Annotated in this window: 11 protein-coding genes; 7 read left to right on the plus strand and 4 right to left on the minus strand. The window is 60.0% G+C overall.

The features are described 5' to 3' along the window. Positions 1-25 precede the first annotated feature (25 nt). On the minus strand, positions 26-2320 hold the full coding sequence (locus V9G17_06580) for a PBP1A family penicillin-binding protein (protein ID MEI2752251.1): 2295 nt from the start codon (positions 2318-2320) through the stop codon (positions 26-28). 283 nt (positions 2321-2603) lie between these two features. On the opposite strand from V9G17_06580, the gene V9G17_06585 reads away from it, so the two are divergent. Next, on the plus strand, positions 2604-4088 hold the full coding sequence (locus V9G17_06585) for an outer membrane protein transport protein (GenBank protein MEI2752252.1): 1485 nt from the start codon (positions 2604-2606) through the stop codon (positions 4086-4088). Between the two features lie 116 nt (positions 4089-4204). Beyond that, positions 4205-6565: an ATP-binding protein gene (locus V9G17_06590; protein MEI2752253.1), complete on the plus strand. Its 2361-nt coding sequence runs from the start codon at positions 4205-4207 to the stop codon at positions 6563-6565. 187 nt (positions 6566-6752) lie between these two features. Here the strand turns inward: V9G17_06590 and V9G17_06595 are convergent, their stop codons facing one another. Next, positions 6753-8192, minus strand: a complete 1440-nt coding sequence (locus tag V9G17_06595) for a sodium:solute symporter family protein (GenBank protein MEI2752254.1) — start codon at positions 8190-8192, stop codon at positions 6753-6755. A gap of 180 nt (positions 8193-8372) precedes the next feature. Next, positions 8373-8648: a hypothetical protein gene (locus V9G17_06600; protein MEI2752255.1), complete on the minus strand. Its 276-nt coding sequence runs from the start codon at positions 8646-8648 to the stop codon at positions 8373-8375. A 208-nt stretch (positions 8649-8856) separates the two neighbouring features. Here V9G17_06600 and V9G17_06605 point away from each other — a divergent pair, with 208 nt between their 5' ends. From V9G17_06605 to V9G17_06625, 5 genes are all read left to right on the plus strand, one after another. Next, on the plus strand, positions 8857-9087 hold the full coding sequence (locus V9G17_06605) for a hypothetical protein (protein ID MEI2752256.1): 231 nt from the start codon (positions 8857-8859) through the stop codon (positions 9085-9087). A 362-nt stretch (positions 9088-9449) separates the two neighbouring features. Continuing rightward, complete coding sequence (locus V9G17_06610; GenBank protein MEI2752257.1) at positions 9450-9941, plus strand: hypothetical protein; 492 nt, start codon at positions 9450-9452, stop codon at positions 9939-9941. 488 nt (positions 9942-10429) lie between these two features. Continuing rightward, positions 10430-11374 carry a glutathione S-transferase family protein gene (locus tag V9G17_06615; GenBank protein MEI2752258.1) on the plus strand — a complete coding sequence of 315 codons (945 nt, stop codon included), beginning with the start codon at positions 10430-10432 and terminating at the stop codon, positions 11372-11374. Positions 11375-11525: 151 nt separating this feature from the next. Next, positions 11526-12200: an FKBP-type peptidyl-prolyl cis-trans isomerase gene (locus tag V9G17_06620; protein MEI2752259.1), complete on the plus strand. Its 675-nt coding sequence runs from the start codon at positions 11526-11528 to the stop codon at positions 12198-12200. A gap of 192 nt (positions 12201-12392) precedes the next feature. Beyond that, entirely contained in the window at positions 12393-13316 is a 924-nt protein-coding gene (locus V9G17_06625) for a response regulator (protein ID MEI2752260.1), read from the plus strand. A 90-nt stretch (positions 13317-13406) separates the two neighbouring features. Here the strand turns inward: V9G17_06625 and V9G17_06630 are convergent, their stop codons facing one another. Then, complete coding sequence (locus V9G17_06630; GenBank protein ID MEI2752261.1) at positions 13407-14807, minus strand: DUF4832 domain-containing protein; 1401 nt, start codon at positions 14805-14807, stop codon at positions 13407-13409. Positions 14808-14962: the final 155 nt, after the last annotated feature.

Raw genomic sequence — 14962 nt, forward strand, 5'->3', positions numbered from 1 at the left:
GCCTACACCAGCTTTTTGAGCGCACCTAGGAAAAACCAAAACTGCGCTTGACCCGTTCCCAGAATCCGCTGCCGTGGAGTTCACAGTAGACCGAGGGTTCCGTACCTTCGATAAACACTTCCATCGACCGCTGCGGGCATTTCGAGGTGGCCAACTGAGTCGACTGGGGATCGATGTCGCGCGTCACCACGGCGGGCGGCATCACAAAGTCACGCGAAGTGGCCGGGAGAATCCGACGCACGAACTCTACCCACATCGGTAACGCAGCCTGGGCCCCGGTCAAATGCAACGCCTCTTCGTCATCGAACCCCACCCACACGCCCACCACCACATCCGGCGTATAGCCGACGAACCAGGCATCGCGATACCCATCCGTCGTCCCTGTCTTCCCCGCCACGATGCCGCGCAAGCCCATCGCCTTCGCCTTGGCCGCAGTCCCCCGCTCGACGACGCCCTTGAGCAATGACGTCATGACATAGGCCGCTTGCGGGGACACCGCTTGACGCCGGACGGGCGTATGATGCCAGGCAGGATCCCCTTCCGGAGTCATCACGGCCTGCAGCGCCGTGGGAGCCACAGAGAGCCCCGCCTGTGCCAAGGCCCCGTAAGCCGAGGTAATCTCCAACAGCGAGACGCCGGAGGTCCCCAAGGCGATGGACAAATTGTCGGCCAAGGGGCTACGAATCCCCAGCTTTTGCGCCATCTGAAGAATCCGCTTCGTCCCCACAGCCTGCGCGATCTTCACGGCGGGAATATTCAGCGATTGTTCGACCGCCGTCCGTAGCGACACCGTGCCGTGGAACCGATGGTCGTAGTTCTGCGGAGCCCATACACCCGTACCTGACTCAAACGTCACCGGTTCGTCGACGATCGAGGTGGCTGGCGTGATCGGTTGCCCACCGGTCAATTCGTGACGGGCTTCCAATGCCGCAAGATACACCAACGGCTTAAACAACGAGCCGGGCTGACGCTTCGCCTGCACGGCCCGGTTGAACTGGCTGGCGCGATAGTCACGACTCCCCACCATCGCAAGAATCCCGCCGGTTGCGGGATCAAGCGCCACCAGTGCGGCTTGTACCGCGTTGCTGTGGCCTATCAACGCCGGATAGGCCGTTTCCAGCTTGCCCAGTTCACGCTCCAGCGTCTGAGTGGCCAGACGTTGCAACACAGGGTCCAGCGTCGTATAGGCCCTGACGCCATCGGGAAGCGGCGCACCGGTCGTCTCTTCGACCTGCCTTAAGAGATGGTCGACAAAAAACGGCGCATCGGCCAACGTGTCCTGCGGCGGCATCACTCGAACCGGCATCATCACCGCCTGCTCCCACGCGTCGTCGCTCACGAGCCCCTGTTCGTGCAACCGGCCCAGGACGACATCGCGACGCTGCTTGGCCAGTGCCGGATTTCTCAGGGGTGAATAAGTATTTGGCCCCTTGACCATGCCGACCAGCAGCGCGGTCTCCTCCACACTCAAGGCATCGACGCGTTTGCCGAAATACCGGTGCGCGGCCTCCCCGACTCCGTAAATCGATACCGACCCGACCTGCCCGAGATAAATCTCATTCGCGTAACTTTCGAGGATCGCTTGTTTGGGGTATTTCACCTCCAGGACCAGCGCGGCGATCGATTCCTTGAGCTTCCGCCCGAATGTACGTTGCGGGGAATAAAACAGATTCTTGGCCAACTGCTGCGTGATCGTACTGCCGCCCTGAATCACCGTCCCTCGGGTCACGTTCGTCCAGACCGCGCGGCCGACGGCAATGGGATCGATGCCCGGATGGCTGAAGAATCGCCGATCTTCGATCGCCAGCAACACGTCGAGAAACCGCGCCGACAGGTCGTCATACGACACCCATTCCCGAACTTGCCGCGAGGCGCCGCGCAACCCGCTGATCAATTGTGGCTCCAGATAGGCGGGAAATAACTCGTCGCCCCCCTGAATCGACAGCACCTTGGTGACCCGCCCCTGATCGAGCACGAGACGGGCCGGCACCGGCCGGAGGTGAAGATCGGCAAACTCGTGCAAGTAGATATCGATCTCGGCAGCGCTGACACGATACTCGCCCGGCGTACGGACGGCCGTCTCAACCGCGTGATACCCGAGTTGGTGGAGGCGTTCGATCAGATGAGCGGAGGTAATATCCAGATCCGGCTTCAACAGAAACGGGGCGCCGTAGATCAGGCGGGGGGGATGCTCATCGCCCGTCGGCAAGGCCAGACTGGCCGAAAGGTAGAGCCCATAGGCCAACGCACTTCCTGCGGCAAGGAGCACGACGCCGGCCAATACCAGAAGCCCCCGCACGACCCAGCGTCTGACGAACATCACCGGCCTATCCCCATCTGCAGAGCATACGCGATCCAGCGAACGAAATCACATGCGTGCGCCCCGCTACCTGACGCGTTCCCACACCCGCGCTTGACAAAGCCCTGTGCGTTCCCTTAGATGAGCGCCAGAATTCAAGTCTCTAAGATGTTGTACCTATTAAAACGTCCAGAATACGCATCGGCGCTACGCGACGCACCCATAATTGGCCTCTCGCGCCCGACGCATTTCCGGACAGAATATTGGAATCACTGACAGACTCATCCGCACGAGGACATTGACGGTGAATATTCTACACCTGCTTGATGCTAATGGGTCACACCAGACCTTCCGTCTCGCAACCCCTCCGCCGCACCTCGAAGAAAACCGGTGGCGGCGCCGCCGGAATCGAACGGGTGCCCCGTACGCGCACATGCCCATGGCCTGGTGCGCCCTGATCGTCGCCCTCGTTTGTGTCGTCCCCTCCGCGCGGGCGGGAAGTTTTCGCATCTACGATCACAGCGCTTCAGCCACCGGCCAGGCGTCGGCATTTACGGCTCAGGCCGACGATGCCTCCGCCGGGTACTACAACCCGGCCGGCATGACCCAACTCCGTGGGGTTCAGCTCTCGGCCGGCACCACCCTCATCGCTGGCGGCTTCTCGTTCCAAAACGGCGCAGGCACCCAGGCGAACGGCGACCTTCGCGGCAGTGTGGCGGTTCCGCCTCCATCGAACCTGTACATAACGGCCAATCTCAAAGACCTCGGCATCGGCTCCTCCGAGAGCACCGCCGTCGGCCTCGCCGTCTTCAACCCGTTCGGGACCCTGACCCGTTGGTCGGACAGTGGCCCATTTTCCACGGCGACCACCAAAGCCGCGTTCGAATTGATCGATATTCGCCCCTCCATCGCCTTTCGACCGTTACCGGATCTGGCAATCGGGTTGGGAGCGGACATCTACACGTTTTCTGGCGCCTTCGGAGAAGGGCAGGTCGAGCGCCAATTTCGCTGGCCCGGGGGCCTCGGCATCCCGGCCGGGACCGGCATGGAATTGAACGGAAACGACACCGCCGCAGGCTTCAACGCCAGCCTGCTCTACACCCCCCTGCGCAATGAAGACGGGCGGCCGCTCGTCAATATCGGCCTGATCTATCGGAGCCAGGCCACCCTGCATCTGGACGGACAATTGCTCGCCGGCGGCTCCCGTGTTGCCGATGCCCGTACGACGTTTGTCGTGCCACAAGTCCTCACCGGCGGCATCGCCCTCTGGCCCGTCCGAGACAAAGAGCGGGAATGGAAACTGGAGTTGGATGTGGACTACACCGGCTGGAAATCGGTTCGCAATCTGGACACGACCCTCTCAAACGGACTCGCCATCGCCACACCCGCCAACTGGACCAGCGGGTATACCGTGATGATCGGCACGGAATACAAATGGCTGAACCCCGCGCCGCTTCCCGATTGGGACATCGCGTTGCGCGCCGGCTACTGGCATTCTCAGAAGGCGATACCCGACCAGACCTTTAACCCCGCCATCCCCGATGGCGACAACCATGCCGTGTCCACGGGCATCGGATTCATGTGTCGAGGGCACGGCAAGTTTCTCGGAGTCATCCCCTGCGGGGGATCGGACAAAGCCCTCATCCCCAAAGGCCTCGGAATCGATCTGGCCTACCAGGCCATTCTGTACGAAAGCAGAACCGTGGCCGGGAACGTGAATCCCACCGTCAACGGTACGTATCACACGACATTGCATGTCGGCTCCATCAATCTCCGCGTTAATTTTTGATGAACACCCTTCGATCATTCATGCTAGAGTACGCCAACTTACGAGACACCTGCGCATCAGGCCCCTGCCGCTGATGCCCTGGGTAGAGTCCCCCTGCGTTTGAGCGAGACCTTCATATGGATCGCCCGTCCCACAGCGACCCGGCCCCGACTCTCCACGCGCAACAAATTCAAGTGCTCTACCGCAACATGCCGACCGGCGTGTTGGCAAGCGCTGCGAACGCGGCCATTCTGGCAGCGGTAGAATGGTCCGTCGCGCCACACACGCCCCTGCTCCTGTGGGTCATGAGTCTGTGGATGATCGCGGGAGTGCGGTCGCTCTTGATCTTCAACTACCGGCGCACGAGTCCGGCATCGTGGAACAGTGCCGACTGGTATCGCTGGATGCTGGTCACGACCAGTTTGGCGGGATTCGGATGGGGCGGCAGCGTCTACTTTCTCACGCCAGAATTCCCGCTCGCCTATGAGCTCATCCATCTATTCGTCATCGGAGGCATGGCGGCAGGGGCCGTATCCGTCCTCTCGGTCTCTTTCCCCCTGTTCCTCTGGTATGTCTTCCCCTTGAGCGTTCCGATCCTCGCTCACCTGTTTCTCAGCGGACACGAATTCCATACCATCATGGGATGGATGGCCATCCTGTTTTTTCTCGCCACCATTCACTCGGCCTGGAATTTCAACCGCGCCTTACTCTCCTCGATGCGCTTACAGATAGAGAAGGTCGCCCTCGCACGGTCGCTGACCGCCCGCACGGAAGCAGTAGAACAACTGAATCGGGACATCACCAAAGAAATTCACGAGCGCCGCGTCATTGAGGATCACCTACGCACCGCCCAGAGCGACCTGGAACAACGCATCACCGAACGCACGGCCGACCTGGCACAGGCCAACGCGCGGCTGCAGGAGGAGGTCCGAGAACACCGCCGAACAGAAGGCGCACGCCTGTCGAGCGAAAAGCGGTTCAATTATCTCACCGACAACCTGAACCAGGGCGTCTGGTTTGCACAGGCGAATCCGTCCCAGGTGGTGTACGTCAATCCGGCCTTTGAACGGATCTGGGGATTGCCGGCCTCGCGATTCTACGAAAACCCGAAGCTCTGGCGAGACTTGATCCACCCGGACCACCAGCAAGTGGTCCGCGACGTCTACGATGCCGAAATTGCCAATCCGACCGGACGCGATCTGCAGCTGCTGTATCGGATCGTGCGGCCGGACGGACAGGTCCGATGGATTCATGACCGGATGGTCGTCCACCGCACCGCTACGGGGGAAGTCGACAGTCTGAGCGGGATCACCGAAGACATTACGGAAGCCCGAGAACTGGAAGATCAGTTGCGGCAGGCGCAAAAGATGGAAGCCGTCGGGCGATTGGCCGGGGGCGTGGCGCACGACTTCAATAACGTCATGACCGTGATACTCGGCTATAGCGCGGTGCTGCTCCAGGAACTGAATCAGAATTCAGCGGCCCGCTATTTCGTACAGGAGATTCAGGGCGCCGGGGAACGCTGTGCCGCCCTCACAGGACAGTTACTGGCGTTCAGCCGGAAGCAAATGCTGCACCCGGTCTCGCTGGATCTTCACCGGGTTATTCGTGATCTCATGACCTTGCTCAAGAGTCTGATCGGCGAACACATTACGATCGTCCTCCAACTTGACCCGCAGCCGCTCTGGGTCAAGGCCGACGCCGTCCAACTCGAACAGGTCTTGCTCAACCTGGCCGTGAATGCCCGTGACGCCATGCCGCATGGAGGCACCCTGACCATCGATACCCGCCAGGTCTCCCGGGAAGAAGTCTGGGGGCCGGATCATGATACGCGTACCGCCCGTACCTATGTGCGTCTGCGGGTGCACGATACGGGAACCGGCATCGACCCGGCGACCAAGGCCAAGATCTTCGAGCCATTTTTCACAACCAAACCGCCGGGCCGTGGAACCGGTCTCGGCCTCTCCACGGTCTATGGAATCGTGCACCAGAGCGGCGGAACCATCACCGTGGAGAGCGCGGTGGGCCAGGGCACCACCATGACCGTATTTCTACCGGAAGTCGTCCCCCCGCACACCTCCCTTCCGCCGGTTGAGGCGGAGCCGGACCACAAAACGGGAACAGAAATCATTCTGCTCGTGGAAGACGAGCCGGCGGTGCGCCTGCTGACGCAGCACATTCTGCGTACGCATGGCTACACCGTGCATGAGGCAGAGGACGGGTTTCAGGCCCTGGATCTCATCCGCCGAAACGCCCTACACATCGACCTGCTGCTGACGGATCTCGTGATGCCCGGCATGAACGGCAAAGAATTGGCCATGCGCCTCCGAAGCCACTTTGCCGATTTGAAAGTCCTCTACATGTCCGGGTACAGCGACAATCCACCCGTCACAGGGGATGAAGCACAAGGCCAGACCACATTTCTGCAGAAGCCCTTCTCGCCCGAGGACTTGATCCGCGTGGTGCGCGAGATCCTCCAGTCCGTCTCGCCGGCCTAGCTGGACACGGGAACACTCGATGGTTGTGCAAAACACGCCCATCAACGCATGCGCAGCGTTGCGCTTGCACCACCCGGCAGAATGCGAGGCCGCAGATCCTGAAAAATCGGACGCAGACTCGCCGAAAGACATTGAGGATTTTTTCGGGCCGAGACCGACGCAGAGGATCGACGGCTACGAAAGAGGGCTACGGCCCCGCAGACGCTTCTAATCCAGCCGGATGCTCGATCCATTGAGGCAGCAACGACCCGGCCACCATCCCCACAGCAGCAACCAGGACCCCCAGCAGCTGCGGCGGCCAGATCTGATCGAGCGTCACGGTCAGCTCTGATCCACACCAGGTCCCGAGTCCGGCAATGATCGCCAATATCGCGCCCTGCGTGGTAGCCCTTGGCCAGTACAAACCGGCCAACAGCGGCACGAAAGCCGCCACCAGCGTGACCTTGTAGGCACTTTCGACCATCTTAAAAATACTGGCCTCTGAATTGAGCGCAAACAGCAGCACCGTGGCCGCAAACCCGACGAGGACGGTTCGCATCACCCGCAACAAGCCCTGATCGCTGATCGTGGGCATCCAGCCCTTGACGATATTTTCGCTGAACGCAACCGACGGCGCGAGCAGCGTGGCAGACGAACAGCTCATGATGGCGGACAACAACGCGCCGAAAAACACGATCTGCGCGGCGATCGGCGTGTGCTGCACAATCAGGGTCGGAAGAATGAGCTGGGAATCCCGTTCAAGCAGCTGCGCCACCTGCGCCGGATCGACCAATGTGGCCGAGTAGGCGAGAAACATCGGCACGAAGGCGAAAAAGAAATACAGCGTCCCACCCAGCACCGATCCCCGCACCGCCGTGCGCTCATCCCGCGCCGAGGTGATGCGCTGAAACACATCCTGCTGCGGAATCGAGCCGAACATCATCGTGACCCACGCGCCGAGGAACGGAATCCACGCATCCATCCGCGCCGGCGGAAAAAAGTCCAGTTTGCCCGCCATGGCCGCATGCGTGACCACCCGTTCCACCCCGCCGGCTAACCCGCTGATCACCGAACCGATGTAGAGCATGCCCCCCATGATGATGGTAATCTGCACAAAATCCAGAATCGCCACTGAGAACATGCCCCCGAACACGGTGTAGGTCAGGACAATGACCGCTCCCAGCACCATACCGACCGGCTGGCTCACGGCTCCATCCGTCACGACGTTGAAGACCAGCCCCATGGCCTTGATCTGGGCCGAGACCCACCCGAGATACGACGCGACGATACAGAGGGTACAGAGCACTTCGACCGTGCGGTTGTACCGCAGCCGATAGAAGTCTCCGATGGTAAGCAGGTTGAGCCGATACAGCCGGCGGGCGAACAACAATCCGGCAAGAATCAAACAAAGACTCGATCCGAACGGATCGGCCACCACGGCGCGCAGCCCGTCTTTGACAAATGTGGCGGAGATGCCGAGCACCGTCTCGGCGCCGAACCAGGTTGCGAATACCGTCGCGGTCACGATGGGAAGCGGCAAACAGCGCCCGGCGACGGCGAAGTCTTTGGCATTATGCACGCGGGTCGCCGCGTAGAGCCCGATCCCGACCGAGCAGGCAAGGTAGAGAATCACGAAGGATAGCAGCATGAGACTGTTCACGCGTCGGTGAGGCCGCACCCATCGGCGGGTGAGGAGCGGGGCAGATTGTACCGGCGAAGCAGCGTCTGCGCAATGCCAGAGGGAGCACCGCAGGATCGCGGTTGCGGGACCGCCCGCGCATGTGTCATCCACACGCGCAGGCCGGTCGCGCGCATCAGCAGAACGGCACTATTCCGTCTTCGCTTTCAATTCATTGACCTTGCCCTTGGCCTTCTCCATGGCTGCGTTCCCCTTGCCCTTGGCGCGCTCCACTCCAGCCTGAACTTTATTGCCCTTGGCTTCTTCGACGGCGGCTTTCGCCTCGCCCTTCACTTCCTCGACCTTCGCCTTCGCATCGCCCTTCATCTCTTCCATCTTCGCCTTCATCTCACCAGCCCAGCCGATGGAGACAAGACCGAACAGAGCCAACACTATGGTCGCGGTGGGAATCGACATCCTATTCATGGGGAGTCCTCCTTGCGGGAATTGTAAGGGCCGGCGGAATCCGCAGGCCGTGCGCCTAGTGTCCGTCAATACCGACACGATAGCAACTGCTGAAACCGACTACGGAATCTTCCGGAATCTCGGTGGCACCGAATCTCACGCAACGAAAACATGTGTCACAGAACGATCGTTTCATTGACTTCCCATCTCACTATGGTACGTATAGGCCATGCGCTACTCTCTTTACTTCGCCTGGGTGATAGCAGTCCTTTCGATCTGCGTCCTGACGACGCTCGCGTCGTTTCCGGTACTCGTGAACGGCGAGCGGCCTCCCGAGCCGAGAATCACGGCGAGCGCAGAGAAACTTCGGACGATCAAGATCCATCGACTGCGCTGCAACCCCTTTACCCCCTCGTGCCAACTCTCCAGGCACAAGCCGCTGCACAAAGTGCCGGCCTAGCCAGGACGGAACGGCCCACGTCCCCGGACTCGTCGCACGCGCGAGCACTATATCCCGGACGATTCTTCGACGGGCACACACACCATCGCAGCCAAGTCGCGTGTGAATGGACGCCCGCTGTCAACCGATGGTGCAGAAGCTCGTTTCGTCACATGAACGCCCACGCGAGCACGCATGGGGAAACTCGGGTTTGGAGGGGAGTGATCGGCGCGATCAGTTCACGTATGCTGTCTGCGCCGGAATCATCTGCAGGATGTGTACAAACGATGCGAGTGTGCGATTGGCGACCTTTTTCGGGAGCCACCTAGTCTTCGCCGGTGAAGCCATGCTACGCTATCAATAGCTAGCCTGAGAGGAGGGTTATGGTACGCCGTATGACCAATCTCTTCAGATCCCCTCGGCACTGGGCCACCTCAATCACACTCGGGCTCAGCGCAGTTCTCCTTGCCCTTCCTGCTTATGCCGCCGACTCGTCCGGCCCCTGGGAATGTTCAGGCTATACGGGTGACGCACATACCCGATGCCTGCAGGCGTTTATCGATATTCAACGAGACAAAATTTCACAACTGGAGGCGGATGTCCGTGTCCAGCAACGCGCCGTCGGACAGCTGAAAGAGCAGGCGGATCGACAGAATGCCACGACCGCCGACCTGCAACGCCAGATGGCCGAGCAATCCTCTTCGGCGGCCACCTACAACTACATTTCACCCGGCTTGCTCTACGGATACCCATCAGTAGGGTTTGGCCTCTACCTCGGACGTCCCTGGCTCTATGGGTCTCCGTTCTACGGTCGGCCCTTCGGCTGGGGGTCACGATATTATCGGCCTTATTACGGACGATGGCATCGACATTAGCAGGCAGGGTCGCCGCCACCTCTCCTGACCCTGGCTGAGACAGTACGTCGCTCCCCAGTCGTCACGCTGCTGCTGAACCAGCAGGCGCGGGGTGAGGCTACGGAGCGGGCTGGGAATACGGCTCTGCACGAAGCCAGCTTCTATAGTCGAGTGGATTGCGAGGGGATACCGCCCACATCGACAGGACCACTACAGTTTCAACTTGGGAATCGGTGGCACGTTGGACCTGGATACCCGAGTCCTGGGCGACGGGCTCATCGCCAACGAACCCTTACCGCCCCGGGAAACCACGGCCCGCACGAAGCAGACCCCGCCGCCGGGCTGCTCGTGCTCTTTTCCGTCGGATGGGATCTTGCCGCCCCTCATCGCACCCCGCCGCACAATCGACCCTCGTTCGTCGGCTACGACCGCAGCCCGCCACACCCCCGAACCCATTGACGACACACGTGCGTTCTGCCTATGGTGAAACTCCTCAGGAGAACAGCTCAATGGCGGGACAACCCCAGTTTCCAAACGAACAGACCGACACCGGTGAATTCAAACGGCAAACCGATGCGTTTCGGCATTGGGTCACCGAGGATAGCCGCTCCGGCTACCCGGCAGCAGCGGGGCGGTATCATCTCTATGTCTCTCTCGCCTGTCCCTGGGCGCACCGGACGATCATCGTTCGCGCACTGAAGGGACTCACTCACGTCATCGGCATGACGGTCGTCGATCCCATCCGCGACGAACAGGGGTGGGCCTTTCGCAACGGCCCCGGCCACTCCCTCGATACCACCAACGGATTTCACTTTCTCAGCGAAGCCTATCGTGCCACCGACCCCCACTATCGCAGGCGCGTCACGGTTCCGGTGTTGTGGGACAGGGTGACACACCGTATCGTGAACAACTCCGACGATGACCTCATGCGCATCTTCAACGACGAGTTCAATCGCTTCAGTACCAACCCGCTGAACCTGTACCCGGAAGCCCTCCGTACTCAAATCGATGCGATGAACGACTTCTTATACGAGCGAGTGAACGACGGTGTGTACCGAGCCGGATTTGCGACCTCCCAACAGGTCTACGAACAGGCGGCGCGGTCGCTCTTCAGCGCTCTGGATGAACTCGACACCAGGCTTCGTGACCGGCGCTACCTCTTCGGCGCGCAATTCGTCGAATCCGATTGGCGGTTGTTTGTCACCTTGCTCCGGTTCGATGCCGTCTACCACGGGCATTTCAAATGCAATCTCCGGCGCATCGTCGATTATCCCCACCTCTCCGGCTACCTGAGAGACCTCTACCAGGTGCCAGGCATCGCGGAGACCGTCGATTTTGATCATATCAAGCGGCACTATTACGTCACCCATGACGACATCAACCCCACCCGCATCGTGCCCATTGGACCGCAATTGGATCTGGAGAGCCCGCACGGGCGAGCCGCACTCTCCTGACCGCACCTCCCGGCAAGGCTGCACCGAGAATCCAGACTGAGAAGGAAGCGGGCGGCCATTTTCAGCAGCCGACCCAAGAATTTTCTTGAGCCGCGTGGGTTCCCTGGCATATGGTGAGCGTAGTCAGGCTTTTCATCAGAAAGGATCGTCTATGCGTCATGTGACCGGTGCCGTCTCCGCAGTGGTGCTTCTCATGTCCTCACTCGCCTGGGCCGCCCCCGAACCGGCCAACGATGAGCAGAAAACGCTCTATGCCCTCGGCGCGGCCATCAGCCAATCACTCGGCCCATTCACCTTAAACGAATCCGAGCTGGAATTCGTCAAAGCTGGTCTGGTCGATGGCGTCTTAAAACACCCTCACAAAGTCGACTTGCAGGTGTATGGCCCGAAGATTCAACAGCTGCAGCAAGTCCGCTCCACCGCGCTGGCCGAGGTTGAGAAAAAAGCCGGGGCGGGGTTCCTCGCCAAGGCAGCGGCAGAGCCGGGCGCGAAGAAAACGGAATCAGGCGCCATCATCACGACGATCAAGGAAGGCAAGGGTGCCACGCCGAAGGCCACCGATACGGTGAAGGTTCATTATCACGGCACCCTGACCGATGGAACCGTGTTCGACAGCTCCGTCAAGCGGGGCGAACCCGCCACGTTTCCTCTGAACCAGGTCATCAAGTGTTGGACTGAAGCCGTGCAGCTGATTAAAGTCGGCGGAAAGAGCAAGCTGGTCTGCCCGTCAGGAATCGCGTACGGGGACCGTGGATCACCCCCGGTCATCAAGCCAGGCGCCACCTTGATTTTCGAAGTGGAATTGCTGGACATCGTCAAGCAGTAGCCCCCTCCCAGAAAGACTCCACCGGAGGATATCCTCCGGTGGAGTCTTTCGGCATATCCTTCATTCCTGCGCACTTCAGTATTTTCAGTGAACATCCGATAGGGGTATCAGCGCCTTGTGTCCCGATGCAAGACGTACAACTATGCGTCAGCCCCCCGTCAGCCAGGACGGCAATCGGAGGTGCCAGATATCATGATCTCCTCGCAGGCACACCTACTTCTCGTGGATGATTCTCCACTTAATCTCAATATCCTGCTCGAATTCCTACACGAGAAGAAATATGTGTGCACCACGACGAACAGCGGCGTCGAAGCCTGGGAGATGCTGGAGCGAGCACCGGATCGGTTCCACGCCATACTCCTCGATCGCATCATGCCAGGGATGGATGGGATGGAAGTCCTACACAGAATGAAACAACATTCCATCCTGAGCCAGGTTCCCGTCATCATGCAAACCTCGGCGGCGACACCGCAGGAGACACAGGAAGCCTTACAGGCCGGAGCCTATTACTATTTGGGGAAGCCGTTCGACAAAGCAACCCTGCAAGCCATCGTCGACGCGGCCATCCGAGATCACAGCAACTACCTGGAATTGCGCCAGGATCTTCACCGGACGACGACGGCTATGCACCTGCTGGACTCGGGCGTCTTCACGTTCAAGACACCGGACGAAGCGAAAAATCTGGCCATGCTGATAGCGCATGCCTATCCTGATCCCACCCGGGTGGTCACCGGCATTCTCGAGCTGGCCTTGAATGCCGTCGAACATGGCAACTTAAATATCGGCTACGCGCAAAAAACGCGCCTCCTCGAGGAAGACAACCTCGAGAAGGAAATCGCCCGCCGCTTGAACGAGGCCCCCTACTCCACCCGTGTGGCCACCGCGAATTTTTACCGCCGGCCGGGCCTGATCTCGTTACAAATCACCGATCAAGGCAACGGGTTTGATTGGCAAAAGTACTTAGATTTTGACCCTGAACGGGCCGCCGATACCCATGGCCGTGGAATCGCCATGGCCAACAAACTGAGCTTCGACCGGATCGAGTACCGAGGGAAGGGAAACCGGGTGGATACGATCCTCCAGCTTCAGCCGATCGAGCCGACGATGGTCGCATAACACCACTCCCCAGAAGCGCTCATAGACCGCCATACAATCCTGCTTCGCCTCATCCACACCGACCGTCCTTCCTGAATACACATCGAAGTCTTATCGAATCTCCACGCGTGACACCGCATACCACCGATCCGTCCGTTTCCCCTCAATGGCCAACTCGACATGGGCGGAACGGGCATCCTCGGAGAGGATGGCCACATCCAGGTGATACGAGCCGACCGGAATGGTCTCCGGCACCACCACCCGATCTTCCACCCGGGGCGAAGGTCCCGGCAGCCATTGCTTCAGATCCACGGAACTGGTCCACTGCGCCACGACCTGATCCGAGCTCGATCGTAGCCGATAGGCCAACGGCCAGGCGTGATAGATCGGCGCCACCCCCTTATTCTCCCAACGCGACTGAAGGACGAGCGGCCCGCCGGGATGACTCTCCGCTGTATGCGTCAGTTCGCGCAGGACGAAGCGATACCCGATCCGTTTCAGAAATTCATTGAACCGCGGTCGCCAGGCGGCAGGCACGGGCTTCGATTTCGCATTCAGCACCGAGACATGCCACTCCAACCCCTGAGCCAGAATACGGTCGAGATCAAACCCACGATCGTACCACTCGTGAATGTACCCGCAGACCTCCATCTGCACCGGTCCACGTTTCCAGGCATTCGCAATGACCGCCTCTTCGAGGACCGGAAGGTAGGCATGTTCCATATGATTCCAGTCAGGACTGAAATAGCCGTAGTCACCGAAACAGTCTGCTCGCCACCCGGCCCCGCGCGATGCCGCATATTTCAGTTGTCCTCCGTGGAGCATCACCAATGGGGTGCCGGCAAAATACTTCAGGTACCAGTCCGTAATCGCAATCTGGTTCGCCTCCGTCGGATAGAACTCTTTGCATTGCACTTCCACACCGACGCAACAAGCCGTATTCCACTCACCCCAGCATCCGACGGAACCGATGTCCACATGGTCGATATCGACTGATCGGCCATAGCGCTCCCCAAACGCGCGGATGAGCCGTTCATGGTAGTCGAGAAAAATGGGATGGTTATAGTCCGGGAAAATTCCGTCCGTCTCTTTCACACTCCTGATCCCCTTATCGAGCAGCCACTGCGGCGTGCCGGTCTTGTACTCAGATACGATGCGGATCGCGAGTGTCTCCCCCTTGGCCTTGGCCTGCTCGATCACCCGGTCGACGAGGGCAAAGTTGTACTGACCTTCGGCTGGCTCCAGCTCTGCCCACGGCCAACGAAAATAAGCCACGGTTGTGTGCGGATACTCCTCGGCGGTCGGCGGGTGCCCGAATCCAAAATGGAAATCGGCAAAGCCCATGCCGGGGTTGTACAGCACCTCCTCGATTTCCCGAGGTTGAACCGTCACGGCCTCACCAGCCCCATACACACCGGCAGTGTCCGAGCGACCGATTTGCGTATCGACACAGCCGAACGTACCGAGCAGCAGCAACACGATGACTCCACGACTCCACCTTGTTCTCCGCATGTCTCCCCCTTTCCGCGACGAGCCCTAAACGAACGATCTACCCGTCGCGCCCGCCCGATTCTCCAGACCAAATACTCACACCCGCATCAAACCTGCCCCCAACCCCCTTCTCCGGGATAAAACCGGGAGTAGGGTCACGCCGTAATTTATGATAG

This window comes from Nitrospira sp., from assembly GCA_037045225.1.
Classification (GTDB): Bacteria; Nitrospirota; Nitrospiria; order Nitrospirales; family Nitrospiraceae; genus Nitrospira_A.